Origin of the sequence: uncultured Cellulomonas sp. (assembly GCF_947494015.1) — a bacterium.
In the GTDB taxonomy this organism is placed as follows: Bacteria; Actinomycetota; Actinomycetes; order Actinomycetales; family Cellulomonadaceae; genus Pengzhenrongella.
In genome coordinates this window covers 212,298-230,811 of record NZ_CANLTL010000006.1, presented here as the reverse complement: position 1 = coordinate 230,811, position 18,514 = coordinate 212,298, and the positions used below count along the sequence as shown (strand labels likewise).

Here is an 18,514-nt window from a genome sequence, read left to right as displayed (position 1 = left end):
GCACCCCCCGGGGCGTCCGGCGCCGGGTGCGGGTCGGCGCCGGGCGGGGCGGCGCCGTCCGGGTCGGCGCGGTGCGGGTCGGCGCGGTGCGGGTCGGCGCGGCCCGGGTCGACGTCCGAGCGTCTCACCCGTCCGACCCGCCGGTCTCCTCGTCCGGCGACCCGGCGTCGTCCGCGTCACCGGCGGGCACCTCGCCGGCCTGGCCCACCACCACCCGGTCGTCCGGGGACAGCGCGCCGTCCACCGGCTCCACCTCCACGAAGCCGTCCGCCGCCAGCCCGGTGGTGACCTCCACGAGCGAGGACACGTCGCCGTCGAGCACCTCGACGCGGGCCTCGCCGCCGGGCCCGGCCGTCAGCGCGGCCAGCGGGACGGCCAGCACCTCGCCACCCGTCGAGCTCACCGGGATGGTCACCCGGACGTTGGACCCCTGCATCACGGTGCGCTGCTCCTCGGTGAGCTCGCCCGGGGTGATGACCACGGGAGTCCGGCCCGCCGCGGCCTGGGTGTCCTGCCCGGCGGGGTCCTCGCCGCCGACCGACGAGACCGTCCCGGGGATCTCGCTGTCGTCGGGCAGCGTGATCGTCGCGGGGGCACCCACCTCCAGCAGCGCGGCGTCGGTGTCGGAGATCGAGCCGCGCACCTGCAGGGTCGCGCCGGACACGCTCATCGCCGCGCTGCCCGAGACGGTCGCTCCCCGGGTGACCGCCACCGAGTCGACCCGGCGCGGCATCGACGCGAGGTAGACCACCTCGCTCGCGGGCAGCGGCGTCACCGCGTCCGCGCGGGCGTCGGCGAGATCGGCGCGGGCACGCTCGAGCGCCTTCTCCGCCGCGGTCACCGCGGCACGCTGCATCGAGGTGTCCGGTGCCTGCTGGCCCGCGTCGCGCTCGGCGACCGCGGTCGCCACGGCACCCTCCGCCGCGGTCAGGTCGGACCCGCGGCACACGGCCGGGTCCGCGTCGCACGCCGCGCGCGTCTCGTCGAGGATCGCCACGGCCGTGTTCACCGCGGCCTGCAGGGCCACCCGGCGTGCGTGGGTGTCCTCGCCGCGGGACGCCGTCGCGAGATCGGCACGGGCCAGCCGCACGCCGTCGTCGGCCGCGTCGAGGGCCTCGGTCGCCGCCCGGAGACCGGCCTCGACCTCCTCGCCGGGAGTCGGGGCCGGGTACCCGGAGCGGGCGTAGAGCGCCTCCACGGCACTCGCCGTCGGGGCGTCGTAGACGGGGTCGGCCGGGTCGCCCGGGTCGATCCCCAGCGCGACCAGCGCCTCCTTGAGCTGGACGACGTCGGGTCCGGACACCCCCGGGCGCAGGGTGCGGTACACCGGCAGGGCCCCGGGGAGCGCGATCACCGGACGCCCGGTGATCTCCAGCACCACGGCGCCGGCGTCGACCGTGGCGCCGGCCTCGGGGACGCCGCCGGTCACCACGGCGGGCCCACCGAGGTCACCGGTCTCCAGCACGACGTCGACCGGGTCCTCGTAGACGACGTCGCCGCGCATGACGACGTCCGTGGCCAGGACTCGGCGCTCGACGGGCACCGTGATCGCGCCGGCCACGGGGGGTGCGGCCTGCGCGGCCGCCTCCGCCGGCGACACGATCATCCGGCTCAGGCCCAGGCCCGCCCCGAGACTGACCACGGCGACCGCCGCCATGGCCCAGATGGTGCGGGTGGACCGCGACATCGCTGACATGGTGTCCGTTCTCCTCCTGCCGCGCGGCGTGGCGCGCTGCGGCCGGGCCGCGCGGGGCGCGCCGGCCCGGGCGTCGGGTGCGGTCAGGACCGCGCAGCCGTGACCGCCTCGACCCAGGCGTCGAGCTCCTCGCGGTGCGTGTCGACGAACTCCTGCTGCAGCTCGACGCCCACCTCGCGCATCGTGTCGTCGTACCCGATCTCCTCGCGGCACTCGGCGTCGGCCACCGCGGTGGCGATCTCCTCGTCGGTGAGCTCCCCGATGCGCTCCTGCACCTCGGCCTCGAGGGCGGCCATGTCCTCCTCCGACGGCACCTGGTCCTCGGTGGTGGGCGCCGCGTTGTAGACCTCCTCGAAGACGGCGTTGGACTTGTCGGAGATCCGCATCGAGGCCTCCTCCACGCTGGTCAGCCCGGTGATGCCGGCGTCCCCCATGCAGCTCACCCAGGTGGTGGTGGCCTCGGCGACCCGGGGGTCCTCCTGGGTCCGCTGCCACACGCTGTTCATCTCCTCCTCCAGCGAGGCGATGGCCGGGTCGCTCTGGCCGCCCTCGTACACCTCGTGCTGGGCCCTGCCCTGGCAGCCGCTCTGCTCCCAGTCGTAGACGAACTCCTCGTCACCCTCGGGCATCACCTGGTCACCGCTCAGCGCCACGTAGAAGGCCTCACGCTCAGACTCGGACATCGCCTCGACGTAGTCGGCGTTCGGGTCGACGAACTCCTCCTGCGGGGCGGCCTCCTCCAGGTCGCCGAACGGGTTCGTGGTGATGCCGTAGCCGTACTGCTCGGCGAACTCCCGGGTGCCCCACTCCACGTCGAGGTCGTCGGAGGACATGGACGTCCCGGCCTGCGAGGCGACGTCCATCGGGGTGTAGTCGAAGCCCTGCTCGGCCATGCACGCGGCGATGGCCTCCTCCAGCCGCAGCATGTCGCGGTTCGCCTGGTCCTCGTCGTACTCCCCGTAGGCCTGCTGGAAGTACTCCTCGAGCGGCCCGAGCTCGACCTCGGGTGCGGCACCGTCGTCCCCGTCACCGGGCGCGTCGGCGCCGCCGGACCCGCAGCCGGCGAGCGTCAGCATCAGGACCGCCAGTGCGGCAGCCACCCTCGGTGTGCGTCGCTTCATGGTCGGTGCCTCTCGGGTGGTGCGGACCGGGCGCGCCAGGGTGGCGGCGGCACCGCGCAGCCGCCCTCGGCCTGTCACCCGCGCACCGTAACGCCAGTCAAGTCGCCGATGACCCGTTTTCGCGATATCGCGACCGGACCGTCGCCGGACGCGGACGCGGACGCGGTCGTGGCGTGGTCGCGGCGACCGTCAGAGCTCGAACCGTCCCGGCCTCGGGGCGTGCCCGGTGGTCGCCGTGATGATCTCGGCCGCGATGTCGGCGATCTTGCGGTTGCGGGACTGGCTGCCGGCACGCAGCACCGCGAACGCCTCGTCGGCCGTGCACTGCTGGCGGGCCATGAGGATGCCCAGTGCCTGGTCGATGACGCTGCGCGACTGCATCGCGGCGTGCAGCTGCTCGACGGCGTCACTCTGCTCGGTGCTGCGCAGGGCGAGCGCGAGGGCGACCTGCGCCTGGGCGGCGAAGGTCGACAGCTGCTCGGCCAGCTCGGCGGTGAAGCTCCGTGGCTGGACGGCGTAGACGTTCAGCGCGCCGACCGTGGTCCCGCCCACGCGCAGCGGGAGGGACAGGCTGCTGCGCACCCCGCGGCTCAACGCATGGTCGGGGTAGCCGCCCCACCGTGACTCCTCGGTGACCTCCGGGACGTGGACGACGTGGCCGGTGCGGAGGGTCTCCAGGCACGGCCCGGTGTCCATGCCGTACTGCACCTCGTCGACGCTCCCCGCCAGCGCGTTGCTGGTCGCGACGCTGAGCACCTGCCCGTGGCGCCGCAACGTCACCCCGACGCCGGCGATGGCCGGGCTCACGCCCTGCGCCATCGCGGCGACCTCGTCGAGGTAGGCCTCGACGCCGGGCGTGCTCATGACGAGCTGGAGCAGCTCCATCGCGCCGGGCCGCAGCACGGCGGGGTCGGCGCCGGCGGCTGGTCCACCGTCCGGGGACGCGGGGACGTCGTCCGGGGACTCGGCGACGACCGGGTCGGGTCGACGACCGTCCATGGGTGCACGGCTTCCGGTGCCCGACGGCACGAGTGGCGACGACCGCGGACGGGGCCGGCTCGAGCGGGGCACGGCTTGGTCGAAAGACCGTGAACGGCGGTGCTGACAGCACCGCGCGGGTGGCCCGCGGCTGACCCCAGGGTAGCCCCGACGGGGTCCGCGGAAGCCGCCGACCCGGGGCAGCACCGGGTCCGCCGCGCCGACACCCTCGATCCCGAGGGGGGCCGGCGCTACGCTCGTCGGTGGTTGGGAAGCAGCCAGACCCGTCGGCGTCCGTCGGCGGGTCCGGTGACCCCTCAGCGCCGCGAACGGACGTCGTCGGTGGGTCCGGGCGGAGGACCGACCCCGTGACGAGCCAGCAGCACACCATCCCCGTCGACGACTCGGGCGAGCCGACGCTGACCTTCTCCGTGACCGCCGACCCGGTCAGCACGATCCACCTCGGCGGCGAGCTCGACGCCGCGACCGGTCCCGCCGTCGGCGGCGTCGTGGAGGAGCAGGTCGCCCAGGGCCACCTCGACCTGCGCCTGGATGTCGCGGGGCTGACGTTCGTCGACCTCGCGGGATTCGACTGCCTGCGTGACCTGCACCGCCGCCTGTGCGCCCGCGGTGGCGGGCTGCGCGTCCACGGGTACGACCGCCTCTTCGCCGAGGTGGCGCGCATCTGCGGCCTCGACGACCTGCTGGACGGCGGCTAGCCCTGCTCCCCCTGCGGGCTGCTCCGATGTGCGGGATGGTGGATCCTCGACCCGGGCCCGGGCCGAGGCAGCCAGGAAGGACTCCCATGTTCTTCCCGCCCGACCTCGCCTCCGTGCGCGCCGCCCGGCTGTGGGCGGCGGAGTCGGTACGGGCCCACGGTGCGACCCCGGCCGCCGAACGGCTGGTCGTGCTGCTCGCGAGCGAGCTGGTGACCAATGCGGTCAAGTACGGGCCGCCGTCCGGCTCCATCGACGTCGACGCCCGGTACGCCGACGGGGCCGTGCGCATCGCGGTCCGCGACGACAGCCCCCGGGTCCCGGTGGTGATCGATGCTCCGCCCGAGGCGACCGGTGGTCGCGGCATGAAGCTGATCGACACGTTCGCAGCCGCCTGGGGGGTCGAGGCCGACGGCGGCGGGGGCAAGACGGTCTGGTTCCAGGTGGACCTGGCCACGGACGGGCCGCGGATCGCGAGGGCCTAGGGAACCAGCGCCGGGCAGCGGTCACCCCGCCCCGAGCGCCCGCTCCCACACCGTCCGGGTGAGCAGCCGACGGACGGCGCCGGTCCGCCCGGACGCACCCAGCGCGGCCCGGGCCGCGTTCCACCCGCAGGCCCCGTGGACGCCGCCGCCCGGGTGCGCCGACGCGCTCGCGAGGTACAGGCCGGCCACCGGCGTCTCGGGCCGACCCAGACCCGGCGTGGGCCGGAAGAACAGCTGCTGGTGGATGGCGGAGGTGCCGCCGTTGACGGCGCCCCCGTGCAGGTTCGCGTTGGCCGCCTCGAGGTCGGCCGGGGACTGCACGCTGCGCGCCAGGACGGCGTCGCGGAAGCCCGGCGCGACCCGCTCGACCGCCGCCTCGATCCGCTCGACATGCGCCGCGACGTCCGCGTCGGTCCAGACGACGCCGTGCGGCACGTGGGTGTACGCCCACGCCGACTCGGTGCCGGCCGGGGAGCGGGACGGGTCGGACGTCGTCATCTGGCCGAAGAGCAGGAACGGGCGCTCGGGCACCCGGCCCACCGACAGGTCGGCGGCCATGTCCACGAAGCCGTCGCTGTCGACGCCCAGGTGCACGGTGCCGGCGCCGCGGGCACCGGGAGCCGTCCACGGGATCGGACGGTCCACGGCCCAGTTCACCTTGAACGTCGGGTGGTCCCACTGGAAGCGGTCCAGGTCCCGGCGGACCTTGGCAGGCAGGTGCTCGAGGCCCACCAGGTCGCGGTAGAGCGCCGGGGCGGTGACGTCGGCGAGCACGGCGTGCCGCGCACGGACCCGCCGGCCGTCCCGGGTGCGCACCCCGATCGCGCGCCCACCGCTGACCACGACCGAGTCCACCCGCGCGCCGGTCTCGATGTCGCCGCCGCCGGCGACGACGCGGGCCGCGAGCGCACCGGCGAGCCGACCGGCGCCGCCCTGCGGCACCGGGAAGCCGACGTCCTGCCCCAGCATCGCGAGCAGCCACCCGAAGATCCCGCTGCCGGCGGCGTCCGGCGGGACGTCGGAGTGCATCGCGTTGCCGGTCAGCAGCAGCGGTCCGCCGTCCCCGCGGAAGTGCTCGTCCCCGAGGCGCCGCACCGGCAGCACCGCGAGCCGGGCCAGGTCCAGGGACCCCGCCACGCCGGACCGGGCCAGCAGCCGCAGCCCGGACGTCACCGGCGGGAACGGGGTGAACAGCGCGTCCAGCAGCGGGTCGCGGATGCGGTCCCACGCGTGCACCATGCGCAGCCACGCCTCGCCGTCCCCGGCGGCGAACTCGTCGAGCCCCGCCGCGGTCCGCGTGGCGTCGTGGTGCAGGACGGCGGCGCGGCCGTCGTCCAGCGCGTGCGCCAGGACGTCAGGGGCCCGCAGCCAGGTCAGCCCGTGCTCCTCCAGACCCAGGCCACGGATGATCGGGGACGCGGCCGCCAACGGGTAGAAGGCGCTGAACAGGTCGTTGTGGAAGCCGGGCGCGGTGACCTCGGCGGTGCGGACGGCGCCCCCGACGTGGTCCTGCTCCTCGAGGACGAGCACCTCCCAGCCCGCGTCGACGAGCGCGTTGGCGGCCACCAGCCCGTTGGGGCCGGCTCCGACGACCACCGCGTCCACGGTGTGAGTGCTCACGCCGTTCCTCTCCGTCGCCCGATCGGCCCGATCCGATCCCACGCTCGCACCGCGTCCCGGCCGGGGCAACCGGCCGGACGGCACCCCGGCCTGGTAGACCTGACCACCCGCACTCGAGAGGACACCATGCCCGCGCACGGCACCAACTGGTCCGGCACCGTCACCTTCGCCGCCCGCCAGGTCCACCAGCCCGCCTCGGTCGACGAGCTGCAGGACCTGGTCGCGGCGACGCCACGGATCCGGGCCCTGGGCACGGCTCACTCCTTCAGCCACGTCGCCGACACCACGCACGACCTCGTCTCGGTCACCGGCCTGCCGCCCGTGGTCGACGTCGACCCGGGGACCTCGACCGTCACCGTCGCCGCCGGGGTGCGGTACGGCGCCGTGGCGCAGGCGGTGCACGAGCACGGCTTCGCACTGGCCAACATGGGCTCGCTGCCGCACATCAGCGTGGGCGGCGCCTGCTCGACCGGCACCCACGGGTCCGGTGTGCGCAACGCGAACCTCGCCTCGTCGGTCCGCGCGGTGCAGCTGGTGACCGCCGACGGCGAGCTCGTCACGCTGTCGCGGGACGCGGACCCGGACCGGTTCCCGGGCGCGGTGGTCGCGCTCGGCGCGCTCGGCGTCGTCGTCGCGCTGACCCTCGACCTCGTGCCGACCTTCGACGTCCGGCAGGTCGTGTACCGCGACCTGCCGGCGGACCAGCTGACCTCCGGACGGCTCGAGGAGGTGCTGCGCAGCGCGTACAGCCTGAGCCTGTTCACCCGCTGGCGGTCGACCGACGTCGAGCAGGTGTGGGTCAAGCAGCGCGTGGGTGGGTCGCCGGGAGAGGAGCCCGACGGCCTGCCCGACGACGCCGACGCGCCCTTCCCGACCACCTGGCACGGCGCCCGGCTCGCCGACGGCCCGCTGCACCCGCTGCCGAGCATGCCGCCGGAGAACTGCACCGAGCAGGGCGGTCGCCCGGGTCCGTTCCACGAGCGGCTGCCCCACTTCCGGATGGAGTTCACCCCCAGCAGCGGTGACGAGATCCAGACCGAGTACCTGGTGCCAGCCGAGCACGGGGCGCCGGCACTGGCGGCCGTGGCGACGCTCCGCGAGCGCATCGCCCCGGTCCTGCACGTGTCGGAGATCCGCACGGTCGCGGCCGACGACCTGTGGCTCAGCCCGAGCTACGCGCGGGACTCGGTCGCGATCCACTTCACCTTCCACAAGGACCCCGACGGCGTCGCCGCCCTGCTGCCCGACCTCGAGCGGGTCCTGGCGCCGTTCGCACCGCGCCCGCACTGGGGCAAGGTCTTCGGCACCGACCCGGCCGAGGTGCGCGCGCAGTACCCGCGCGCGGACGACTTCCGCCGGCTGGCCGCGGAGATGGACCCGGACGGCAAGTTCCGCAACGACTTCCTCGACCGGTACCTGCCGGTGCTCTGACCGGCCGGGCCGCCCCGGACCCGGGTGTCGGGCGGTGAGCCGGCCCGCGTGGCGGGCCCGTCGACGCGGGCTTAGCGTGAGCCCATGACCGCCAGACCGACCGACCCGGACCCGGAGAACACCCCGGGCATGCAGCACGGCAACAGCGTCGACCCCGGGGACACCCCGCCGATCGAGGCGAGCACCTCGGGCAACGCCTACCGGCAGCCCGACCTGCCGTCGGAGAAGACGAACAAGCTGGTGTACGTGGGGATCCTCGTGGTCGTCGCGCTGGTCGTGGTCATGCTCGTCGGCTACGCCGTGGGGATCGGCGACTGACCGACCCCGCCACCGAGGGCGCCGTCGGCGGCGCCCGACCTGCACGACGACGGCCCGGCAACCCCTGAGGTGCCGGGCCGTCGCACGTCGGGCCACCGCGCGCGGGGGTCCGCCGTCCGTGGCACCGCCATCGCGAAAGCGCCCGGAGGCCGGGCCGTGGCCACCAGAATGCGCGGTGGGCGCCCGCGCCTTCGGCGGTCGCTCTCCCCTCGACGGCAAGGACGTCACGATGCTCACAGTCATGGTCAGGCGCATGCGCCGCAGCGCCTCGGTGCTCGGTGCTGCGGTGCTGGCGGCCACCCTCAGCCTGCCCGCCGCCGCGGCGGAGGCACCGCCCGGCCTGCCGCCGGACGGCGTCCCCGTCGTCACCCTCGGCGACTCCTACGCCTCCGGGGAAGGTGCGCCCGCGCCGGGGGAGCAGCCCTGGACGATCGACGTCTTCGGCGACAGCGGTGCCGACGGCTGCCACCGCTCGGCGATCGGCGGGCACGCGATCTTCGGCCAGCTCGTCGCCGCGGCGAGCGGCACGCAGTACGTCAACGCCGCGTGCAGCGGCGCCACGACCCTCACCCTGGCCAGCGGCCTCAAGGGCGAGCCGTCGCAGCTCACCGCCCTGGGTCCGCAGACCGGCCTGGTCACCTTGAGCATCGGCGGCAACGACGCCGGCTTCAGCACGGTCGCGGCGGCGTGCAACACGGTCGTCCCGGTCCCCGGCCTGCCCACCTGCTCGGCGGCGCTGACCGCGTCCGCCGGCGCCCTGCAGGCCCTGACGACGGCCGCACCCGGTGGCGCCTCGCCGCTGCAGCAGGTGTACGCCACCGTGCAGGCCCAGGCCCCGGACGCCCTGGTGATGGTCGCCGGCTACCCGCTGCTGTTCCCGGCCGGGGCGCCGTCGGCGGCCTGCAGCGCCATCGCCCCCGAGGCGCAGGGCGTCATCAACGCGGCGACGCTGCAGCTGAACGCCGCCATCGCCGCCGCCGCCCAGGCGGTCGGCGCGGTCTACGTCGACCTGGTCGAGCCCTTCGCCGGGCACTCGTCCTGCGAGACCGACCCCGCGCAGTCCTGGATCAACACCCTGACGCCGAGCGACCCGGTCGCGAGCTTCCACCCGAACGTGGCCGGCCAGCAGGCCATCGCGCTCGCCCTGGCCTCCGCCGTCCCGGCCCCCCAGTTCGTCGACGTGGTGGAGGGGCAGCCCTTCTACGCCGACATCCGCTGGCTCGCCGAGTCGGGTCTGTCGACCGGGACGCCGGTCGGTGACGAGCTGTACTTCTACCCCGCGAGCGCCATGTCGCGGCAGGCCATGGCCGCGTTCATGTACCGCTACGCGGGCGAGGAGTACACCCCCGAGCCCGGTCAGCAGACGTTCTCGGACGTCGGCCCCGACAACCCGTTCTTCGTGGCGATCGAGTGGATGGCCGCGAACGACCTGGCGAAAGGGTACGAGGGCGACCTGTTCGGCCCGACCCGGCCCGTGAGCCGGCAGGCGATGGGCGCGTTCCTCTACCGCCTGGCCGGCGAGCCGGCCGTCGACGCGACGGCGACGTTCCCCGACGTCCCGGCGGACAGCCAGTTCACCGACGCGATCGCGTGGCTCGCGGCGACGGGTGTCGCCGAGGGCTACGACGACGGCACCTTCCGGCCGACCGTGGCCATCAGCCGTCAGGCGATGGCCGCCTTCCTGCACCGCTTCGACGGGCTCTCCCCGGCGTGACCGACGACGCGCCGGAGCCCCTCACGGTCGGGGGTTCCGGCGCGCCCACGGGCGCTCGTCACGGCGTGCCCCCATGCCGGCCGCGCACCGGGGGCACACCCGCCCGACCTCGTCGGCGTGCCGCCCCGTGGCGGGTCGGACGTCGGACCAGTCAACGTGCGGGAAGCGCTGCAGCTGCGACCGGCTCAGCGGCAGGCCGCACACCGTCTGGTTGGTGCCCTGCTCCCAGGCATGGACCTCCCCCGCCGGCATCCGCACCCCGTCGGGGTCGGTCCACCGGCTCGAGGCGGCCACCGCCGCCCGCGTCACCCGCCTGACCACGTCACCTGCCTCACCCGCCCAGCGGTCGTCCTCGTCCCGTGCCGCCCAGCATGTCGGGCGACGCCGACCGACGCAGGTCGAGCCCGCCGCGGCGACGAGTCACCGGCCACCGGCCACCGGGCCACACCTCGCAGCCAGGCACTCACCGGCCACGCCTCACACGGTCCACGCGTTCACAGCGGCGGCAGCCCCGCCGACGACGACGGCTCGTCGCGCAGCCGCGGCTCGGTCCGGTTCTCCGGCCGCAGGCCGGCCTTGTCGGCGTAGAACGCGCGGATCACGTCCATGTCGGCCCGCACGTCACCGGTCAGCCGGATGGTGGGCCCGAGCCCCGTCGTCATCGTCCGCCGGTCGACGTAGCCCAGCGTGACGGGCAGGCCGGTGTCCAGGGCGATCCGGTAGAAGCCGGACTTCCAGTGCTCGGCCCGGCTGCGCGTGCCCTCGGGGGTGACCACGAGGAAGAACCGCTCGCCCCCGCGCACCCTGGCCACGACGTCGTCGACCAGCCCGGCCGGGTTGCGCCGGTCGACCGGGATGCCGCCGAGCGCGCGCATCAGCGGCCCGAGCGGCCCGCGGAACAGCGCGAGCTTGCCGAGGAACTTCGACTCGATGCCGAGCCGCCAGGTGATGGCGAGCATGAGGACGAAGTCCCAGTTGGAGGTGTGGGGCGCCCCGATGAGCAGCCCGACGCCCTCAGGCGGCAGCGGCTCCGACCGGTGCGTCCAGCGGCTGGCGGCCCAGTAGCCGCGGGCCAGCGCACGCCGGATCATCGCGTCATCACGCGGCGACCCTACGCCGCGGCACCGCGCAGGAACGCCTTGAGCAGCGGCCCGGCCGTCGTCGAGCCGAAGTCGCCCTCCTCGACGAAGACCGCGACGGCGAGATCGCCCTGGGTCGCGATCATCCAGGCGTGGTTGCGTGGCGGGTCGTCGGTACCGAACTGCGCCGTCCCGCTCTTGGCACCCACCGGTTCGCCGGGCAGGTCGGCGAGGAAGTCCCCCGATCCTTCCGTCACCACGGCCCGCATCAGCACTCGCAGGGACTCGGCCTCGGCCGCGGTGAGCGGGGTCGCGGCCGCCGCGTCGGTGCCGAGCGGGTGCTCGTCGGTGACCACGAGCACCGGCGTCACGGGACGCCCACCGGCGACCGATGCGGCGACGACCGCCATCGCGAGCGGGGACGCCTGCACGCGGCCCTGGCCGATCATCGAGGCGGCGTGGTCCGTGCCCTGCGCGTCGGCCGGGACGGACCCGAGGAACGCGGGGAAGCCGACGTCGTCGCTCTGGCCGAGCCCGAGCGAGGAGGCGGCGTCGGCGAGCGCGCCCTGCGGGACCGTGTCGCGCGCACCGATCATCGCCGTGTTGCACGAGTTCGCGATCGCGGTGAGGAGCGTGATGTCGCCGAGCGCGGCAGCCGGGTAGCCGGGGTAGTTCTCGAAGGTCCGGCCGTCGGCCGTGATGGTCGCCGGGCACGAGACGGCGCTGTCCGGAGTCAGCCCGGCCCTCAGCAGGCCGAGCGAGGTCGCGACCTTGAACGTCGAGCCCGGCGCGTACTGCCCGAGCGTCGCGGTGGAGTAGCCCTGGCTGCCCGGACCGCTGGCGGCGGCCAGCACCTCCCCGGTCGAGGGGCGCACCGCGACGATCGCGCTCGCCGGGCCGACGTCCGCCAGGGTGGCCTCGGCGAGGTCCTGCAGCGACGGGTCCAGAGTGGTCTGCAACGGCTCGCCGGGCACCGGCTCGCTCCGGAACAGATCCCGGGTGCCGCCGCTCTCGGCGCCGGTCGAGTGGATCGTCAGGCCGGGCAGGCCGCGCAGCCGCGCGTCGTACTGCTGCTGGAGGCCCGACAGGCCGGCCAGGTCACCGGCGACGACGGCGCCCTGGGAGGCCTCGACGATCTCGGCGGTCGCCTCACCGACGGTGCCGAGCAGCGGTCGGGCGAAGCGTCGGGTCGGCGCCAGCGGCAGCGTGTCCGGCAGCGCGATGACGCCCGGCACCGCGCGGGCGGCGGTCACGTCGATGTCGCCGGGGTCGGTCTCGCGCACGACGATGGCCTCGACGAAGGCCTTCTCGCCTGCGGCCGCGACGCGGGCCACGTAGTCGTCCGGGTCGAGGCCGGTCAGTGCGGCCAGCGCCCGGGCGGCGGCCTCCTGGCCGGCCGCGTCGACGCGTGTCTTGTCGACCCCGAGCCGCAGCACCGGGCGGTCGCTGACGAGCACGGTGCCCCCGGCGCCCAGCACGGTCCCCCGCGCGGCCGGTACCCGGTCGACCGCGAGCTGCTCGCCCGTGACCATGCCGGGGGCGATCAGGCTCGGGGCCCACCGCACGCGCCACTGCGCCTCGCCGTCCTCTGGGTCGACGTAGGCCAGCGGCACCGGCGTGGTGTACGTCCAGTCCGTGTCGCCCGCGTCGACGTCCCAGGTGACCTCGAGCTGCGCGGTGGCGGCGGTGTCGTCCTCCTCGTCGACGTCGACGCTCGCCACGTCCACCTGCGGCCGCCACGGGTCCAGGCCCTCGACGGCGGAGGTCAGCTGCTCGGTCGCCTCCGCCGGCGTGGCGCCCTCGAGCGGCACCCCGGTCAGGTCGAGCGTCTCCAGGCCCTGCGCGAAGGCCTCCGCGGCGGCGTCCGGGTCGGGCCGGTCCGGCGTGCAGGCGGTGAGCGTGCCGACGGTCAGCGTGGTCAGCAGCAGGCCGGTCAGCACCGGCCGGGCCCCTGCGGTGCGGGGTCGCGACGACGTCATGGTGGAAGTGCCCCCTCGATCGGCGCGCCGACGGGCGCGGGTGCCCCAGCGTGCCCTGTCCGGGCGGGCGGTGGCACACCGGCACGCCACGACCGGGCCGGTGGGCGTGCGGCGGGTCGACCACGCGATCGACGTGCGCGTCCCTCGCCGTGCGGGACGCCGGGCGCCGCCGGACGATGGAGGCCCGCCGACGAGAGGACCTGGCATGACCGAGCCGTCGCAGGAGCGCGCCGCGCAGGGCAGCGTGGCCGAGCACGAGGTGCCCCGGCACACCGTCGACCCCGACACCCACGCCGAGGTGCCGCTGGAGGAGACGACGGCCTACGAGCTCGCGGTCGAGGACGGTGCCCCGCTGCCCCCCGACGGTCCGGACCCGGGCGCCGGCGACCGGGCGCCGGACTTCCGCGCGCCGCAGCCGCGAGGGTCGCAGGCCTGACGACGCCGCGCACCGCGTCCGGCCGAGTCAGCGGTCGTCGACCACGACCCGGTCGCGGCCGGCCCGCTTGGCGGCGATCAGCGCGCCGTCCGCCGCGAGCAGCGACGCGTGCCCGGTCTCCGCGACCCGCCCGACGCCCACCGACACCGTGACGACCAGCCCGGGTGCCAGCCGGTCCCACCCGTGCGCACGGACCGCGCCGTGCACCCGGTGGGCGAGGGCGGCGGCGCCGTCGAGGTCACCGGTCGACAGGATGAGGAACTCGTCCCCGCCGAACCGGATCAGCATGTCCTCCTCCCGTGACACGAGCCGCATGATGGTGGCGAGCTCGCGCAGCACGGCGTCACCGACGGCGTGCGTGTAGGTGTCGTTCACGGCCTTGAACTCGTCCACGTCGATGAAGATGACCGACGACGGCTGGCGCGCGGCCTCCGCGGCCTCGGCCGCCTCCGCCAGCATGCGACGGTTGCCCAGCCCTGTGAGCGGGTCCTGGACGACGGCGCGCCCCATCCGGTCGGTGTGCGCGGTCAGCTCCCGCAGGCGGTTGTGGGCCTGCAGCGCGGCGAACCGGCCCTCGCGCTCGGTCCACCCCCGCTCGAGCGCCGCCTGGGCCACCGAGCGCCACAGGTCCATGCCCTCGTGCGGGCCGTCGCGCACGATGTGCAGGTCGGCCAGCGCTCCCGTGGCGGCCACCGACCACACCTCGCGGCTGACCGACGTGGCGCTGCGCTGGACGAGGCCGAGCCGCTCGGCGGCCTCGTCCAGGCGGCCGTCCGCGACCGCCGCATGGCCGAGGACGAGGTGGAGCAGGTAGGTCTCGACCAGCTCGATCCGGAACGTGAACCGCTCAGCCGCGGCCCGCGCCCGGGCAGCGGAGAGCCCCTGCAGGCCGAGGTGCAGCCCGGCGAACGCCTCGATCACCTCCGCCCGTGCCGCCATCCCGGAGCTGCCGATGCGCTGCGCCATCCGGCGTGCGCGCAGCGCTCGCTGCGCGGCCACCACGAAGTGCGCGGCCGCCTCCCGGTCGCGGCCGATGATGACCAGCGCGGTCCCCCAGTACGCCCGCAGGATGGCCGACTCGAGGGTCACCAGGAGGTTCGTCTCCGGTGAGCCGGCGTCCCGGACGGCCGCGAGCAGCACCTCAGCCTGCTCGAGGAGGTTCAGCGAGCGCATGGACAGAGCGACCCCCACGCTCGCCGACAGGTGGCCGTACGTCCCCGCCGGGATGGACCGTACGTGCGAGTCGGCCTCGGCGAGGGCCGCGACGGCGCGGCCGTGCTCCCCGATCCGGATCGCCGACTCCGCCACGACGGACAGCGCCTTGGCGCGCCACACCGGCTCCGACGCGTCGCCGAGCTCCTCGACGAGCGTGCTCGCCTCGGCGACCGCCTCCGCGTGCTCGCCGTAGTCCTGCAGGGCGATGGCTGTGATGTAGCGCAGGTACCGGGACGTGATGAGGTCGCCGGCCGCCTGCGTCACGGTCAGCCACTGCCGGGCCACCTCGACGGCCCGTCGGGAGACGCCGTCGAGGTACAAGCCGTGCGCGGTCGCCGCCAGGTCGTCGTACGGGCCGAACTCGCCCGTCGCGACGAGGTCCGTGCCCGGTCCGCTGCCGGTCATGATCGCTCCCTCTGCCAGGGGCCCCACATCCGGCCGCCGTGCGGGCGGCCCGGACAGCGCTGGCGGGAGCGGTCTCGCCCGAGGCGGGCGTGCTCGCCGGCGCCCCGGCCCTGGTCGTCCATGCCGGCATCCACCGGCTCCTTCGTGATCGGCACCGCCCCGCTGCTCGGGAGGCTTCCCCGCGACGCGTCCGTGCGGTGTCCCTGGATCGGCGCAGCCGGCCGTCAGCCTGCCATGTCGACGAAGCGCGAGTAGTGCCCCTGGAACGCGACCGTGATCACGTCGGTGGGTCCGTTTCTGTGCTTGGCCACGATGAGGTCGGCCTCACCGGCGCGCGGCGACTCGCGCTCGTAGGCGTCCTCGCGGTGCAGCAGGATGACCATGTCGGCGTCCTGCTCGATCGAGCCGGACTCACGCAGGTCGCTCATGGCCGGCCGCTTGTCGGTGCGCTGCTCCGGGCCACGGTTCAGCTGGCTGATCGCGATCACCGGGACCTCCAGCTCCTTGGCGAGCAGCTTCAGCGCCCGGGAGAACTCGGAGACCTCCTGCTGGCGTGACTCCACCCGCTTGCCCGAGCTCATCAGCTGCAGGTAGTCGATGACGACGAGCTTCAGGTCGTGCTTCTGCTTCAGGCGCCGGCACTTGGCGCGGATCTCCATGAGCGACATGTTGGGCGAGTCGTCGATGAACAGCGGCGCCTCGGAGATCTTGCCCATGGTCCCGGCCAGCTTCTGCCAGTCGTCCTCGCCCATGGTCCCGTTGCGCATCTTCTGCAGGTGGATGCGGGCCTCGGCGGACAGCAGTCGCATCGTGATCTCGTTGCGGCTCATCTCCAGCGAGAACACCACGCTGGTCTGACCGTTCTTGATCGACGCCGAGCGGGCGATGTCCAGTCCCAGGGTGGACTTGCCGATGGCCGGCCGCGCCGCCAGCACGATCATCTGCCCGGGGTGCAGGCCGTTGGTCAGCCGGTCGAGGTCGGCGAAGCCCGTCGGCACGCCGATCATGCCCTCGCCGCGGTTGCCCGCCGCCTCGATCTCGTCGACGGTGCCGCCGATCACCTCGCCCAGACGCAGGTAGTCCTCCGCGGTGCGTCGCTCGGTGACGGCGTACACCTCGGCCTGGGCGTTGTTCACGATGTCGTCGACGTCGCCGCCGTCGGTCGCGTACCCGAGCTGGACGATGCGGGTGCCCGCCTCGACGAGCCGGCGCAGCACGGCCCGCTCACGCACGATCCGCGCGTAGTACCCCGCGTTGGCCGCGGTCGGCACCATCGAGATGAGGGTGTGCAGGTACGGCGCGCCGCCGACCCGGCCCATCTCGCCGCGCTTGACCAGCTCGGCGGAGACCGTCACGGCGTCGGCGGGCTCGCCGCGCCCGTACAGGTCGAGGATCGCGTCGTAGACGACCTCGTGCGCCGGCCGGTAGAAGTCGGTGCCACGCAGCTGCTCGACGACGTCGGCGATCGCGTCCTTGGAGATCATCATCCCGCCGAGCACGCTCTGCTCCGCGGCGACGTCCTGCGGCGGGGTGCGGTCGAAGCCGCCGGCGCCGCCGCTGGGCCGCAGGCCCTGCTCGAGCTCGTCGATCGACATGCCACTCCCAGTCTTCGCGTCGGGCCGTACCCGTGTTCTACCGGTGGGCACCCACACCGGGGTCGGCCCCCCGCGACGAACGCCCTGCCCCCCGCGCCGGAGCGAGGGTATGGGCTGGTTCCGACGCGTCCAAACGACCCTGTTGACCGTCCTGGGGACAGGGTGTGGACGCCCCGCCCGGCCACTGTGCACAGGACGTGGACAGCGCTGTGGATAAGGTGGCCGGCGGTGCGCGGCCGCGCCCGTGATCGGCCCCGACACCGGTCACACGCTGTGGACGGGAGAAAGTGTGGCGCGGGATCCAAGGCGTGGACGCCGCGACCGCGCCCTGGACCGGCAGGTCGTCGCGCTCGCGCTGCCGGCGCTGGGCGCGCTGGTGGCCGAGCCGCTGTTCGTGCTGGTCGACTCTGCGGTCGTGGGCCGCCTGGGGACCGCCCCGCTGGCCGGGCTCGCGCTGGCCTCGACCGTCCTGCTCACCGTGGTCGGGCTGTGCGTCTTCCTCGCCTACGCGACGACGGCCGCGGTGGCCCGCCGCCTGGGTGCGGGGGACCTGCGCGGTGCGATGACGCTCGGCGTCGACGGGCTCTGGCTCGCGGCCGGGCTCGGGGTCGTGCTCGGAGCGGGCGTCGGGCTCGCCGCCCCCTGGCTGGTGACGGTCCTCGGCGCCGACGGCGACGTCGCCCGGCACGCCGTCGCGTACCTGCGCTGGTCGGCCCCGGGACTGCCGGGGATGCTCGTGGTGCTGGCGTCCACGGGGGCCCTGCGCGGGCTGCAGGACACGCGCACGCCGCTGTGGGTGGCCGCCGGTGGTGCCGTGCTGAACGCCGCGCTGAGCGTCACCCTGGTGCTGGGCGCCGGGATGGGCATCGCCGGGTCGGGGCTCGGCACCTCCCTCGCGCAGCTGTCCATGGCGGGCGCGCTCACGGCCGTCGTGGTCCGCGGCGCCCGGCGAGCCGGTGCACCGCTGCGCCCGGCGGTCGCCGGCATCCGGTCCAACATCCGGGCCGGGGCACCGCTGCTGGCGCGGACCCTGTCGCTGCGCGCGGCGATCCTGCTCACCGTCGTCGTGGCGACCGGGCTCGGTCCGGTCGCCCTGGCCGGCCACCAGGTGGTCAACGCGGTCTGGGCGCTGACCGCCTTCGCGCTGGACGCCCTGGCCATCGCGGCCCAGGCACTGGTCGGGCACGCGCTGGGCGCCGGCGACGTGGACCGCACCCGTGCGGTGCTGCGCCGCACGCTGCAGTGGGGGACCGGCGCCGGGGTCGTCCTCGGTGTGGCGGTCGCGACGGTCGCCGGCGTGCTGCCCGCCGCCTTCAGCCCCGACCCCCAGGTGCGCTCCGCGGTCACCGCGGGCCTGCTCGTCGCGGCCGTCTGCCTGCCGGTCGCCGGCTGGGTCTTCGTGCTCGACGGCGTGCTCATCGGAGCCGGCGACGGCCGCTACCTCGCGGGCGCCGGGATGCTGACGCTCGCCGCCTACGTGCCGGTCGCGTGGGCCGTGGCCACCTGGGCGACGGGTGGCGCCGCCGGCCTGGCGTGGCTGTGGGCGGCCTTCGCGGGGGTGTTCATGGCGGCGCGCGCCGTCGTCACCGGTCTGCGGGCCCGCGGGTCCCGCTGGATGGTCGTCGGGGCCTGACCGGAGCTCGTCACGCGACCTGTCCCGCGAGAGGGGCGGGCCGCGGGCGGGCGCAGTGTCCGGGGCAGTCGGCCGGCGGGAACGGCGAAGGAC

The 18,514-nt window shown here is 75.1% G+C and carries 15 protein-coding genes; 7 read left to right on the top strand and 8 right to left on the bottom strand.

Annotation, left to right across the window (positions count from 1 at the left end):
* Positions 1–124: 124 nt before the first annotated feature.
* The 3 genes from Q0840_RS09180 to Q0840_RS09170 all read right to left on the bottom strand — a co-directional run bounded on the left by Q0840_RS09180 (position 125) and on the right by Q0840_RS09170 (position 3,816).
* Positions 125–1,687, bottom strand: coding sequence for a hypothetical protein (locus Q0840_RS09180; protein WP_298459009.1), 1,563 nt, complete (start codon positions 1,685–1,687; stop codon positions 125–127).
* A gap of 92 nt (positions 1,688–1,779) precedes the next feature.
* Positions 1,780–2,817, bottom strand: a complete 1,038-nt coding sequence (locus Q0840_RS09175) for a hypothetical protein (protein ID WP_298459007.1) — start codon at positions 2,815–2,817, stop codon at positions 1,780–1,782.
* 189 nt (positions 2,818–3,006) lie between these two features.
* Positions 3,007–3,816, bottom strand: a complete 810-nt coding sequence (locus tag Q0840_RS09170) for a GAF and ANTAR domain-containing protein (protein WP_298459005.1) — start codon at positions 3,814–3,816, stop codon at positions 3,007–3,009.
* Between the two features lie 347 nt (positions 3,817–4,163).
* Between Q0840_RS09170 and Q0840_RS09165 the strand changes: the two genes are divergently transcribed.
* Positions 4,164–4,514 (top strand): STAS domain-containing protein, encoded by a 351-nt coding sequence (locus tag Q0840_RS09165; RefSeq protein WP_298459003.1) that lies wholly within the window; start codon positions 4,164–4,166, stop codon positions 4,512–4,514.
* Between the two features lie 86 nt (positions 4,515–4,600).
* Complete coding sequence (locus Q0840_RS09160; protein ID WP_298459001.1) at positions 4,601–4,996, top strand: ATP-binding protein; 396 nt, start codon at positions 4,601–4,603, stop codon at positions 4,994–4,996.
* 21 nt (positions 4,997–5,017) lie between these two features.
* Here the strand turns inward: Q0840_RS09160 and Q0840_RS09155 are convergent, their stop codons facing one another.
* Entirely contained in the window at positions 5,018–6,616 is a 1,599-nt protein-coding gene (locus Q0840_RS09155; protein WP_298458999.1) for an NAD(P)/FAD-dependent oxidoreductase, read from the bottom strand.
* Positions 6,617–6,742: 126 nt separating this feature from the next.
* Here Q0840_RS09155 and Q0840_RS09150 point away from each other — a divergent pair, with 126 nt between their 5' ends.
* From Q0840_RS09150 to Q0840_RS09140, 3 genes are all read left to right on the top strand, one after another.
* A complete protein-coding gene (locus Q0840_RS09150) occupies positions 6,743–8,047 on the top strand; it encodes a D-arabinono-1,4-lactone oxidase (RefSeq protein ID WP_298458997.1) in 1,305 nt (434 codons plus the stop codon).
* An 84-nt stretch (positions 8,048–8,131) separates the two neighbouring features.
* Positions 8,132–8,365: a DUF6480 family protein gene (locus tag Q0840_RS09145; RefSeq protein WP_298458995.1), complete on the top strand. Its 234-nt coding sequence runs from the start codon at positions 8,132–8,134 to the stop codon at positions 8,363–8,365.
* A gap of 229 nt (positions 8,366–8,594) precedes the next feature.
* On the top strand, positions 8,595–10,079 hold the full coding sequence (locus tag Q0840_RS09140) for a GDSL-type esterase/lipase family protein (protein ID WP_298458993.1): 1,485 nt from the start codon (positions 8,595–8,597) through the stop codon (positions 10,077–10,079).
* A 494-nt stretch (positions 10,080–10,573) separates the two neighbouring features.
* On the opposite strand, the gene Q0840_RS09135 is transcribed toward Q0840_RS09140, so the two are convergent.
* Together Q0840_RS09135 and Q0840_RS09130 are read right to left on the bottom strand one after the other, a co-directional pair.
* Positions 10,574–11,170, bottom strand: coding sequence for a 1-acyl-sn-glycerol-3-phosphate acyltransferase (locus Q0840_RS09135; RefSeq protein ID WP_298458991.1), 597 nt, complete (start codon positions 11,168–11,170; stop codon positions 10,574–10,576).
* A 20-nt stretch (positions 11,171–11,190) separates the two neighbouring features.
* Complete coding sequence (locus tag Q0840_RS09130) at positions 11,191–13,137, bottom strand: penicillin-binding transpeptidase domain-containing protein (RefSeq protein WP_298458990.1); 1,947 nt, start codon at positions 13,135–13,137, stop codon at positions 11,191–11,193.
* Between the two features lie 205 nt (positions 13,138–13,342).
* Here Q0840_RS09130 and Q0840_RS09125 point away from each other — a divergent pair, with 205 nt between their 5' ends.
* The gene (locus Q0840_RS09125; RefSeq protein ID WP_298458988.1) at positions 13,343–13,573 is read left to right on the top strand and encodes a hypothetical protein; all 231 of its coding nucleotides are present in this window, start codon (positions 13,343–13,345) and stop codon (positions 13,571–13,573) included.
* 27 nt (positions 13,574–13,600) lie between these two features.
* Here the strand turns inward: Q0840_RS09125 and Q0840_RS09120 are convergent, their stop codons facing one another.
* Both Q0840_RS09120 and dnaB read right to left on the bottom strand, forming a co-directional pair.
* Positions 13,601–15,193: a diguanylate cyclase gene (locus Q0840_RS09120; RefSeq protein WP_298458987.1), complete on the bottom strand. Its 1,593-nt coding sequence runs from the start codon at positions 15,191–15,193 to the stop codon at positions 13,601–13,603.
* 224 nt (positions 15,194–15,417) lie between these two features.
* Complete coding sequence (gene dnaB, locus Q0840_RS09115; protein WP_298458986.1) at positions 15,418–16,788, bottom strand: replicative DNA helicase; 1,371 nt, start codon at positions 16,786–16,788, stop codon at positions 15,418–15,420.
* A 289-nt stretch (positions 16,789–17,077) separates the two neighbouring features.
* Between dnaB and Q0840_RS09110 the strand changes: the two genes are divergently transcribed.
* The gene (locus tag Q0840_RS09110) at positions 17,078–18,421 is read left to right on the top strand and encodes an MATE family efflux transporter (protein ID WP_298458984.1); all 1,344 of its coding nucleotides are present in this window, start codon (positions 17,078–17,080) and stop codon (positions 18,419–18,421) included.
* Positions 18,422–18,514 lie beyond the last annotated feature (93 nt).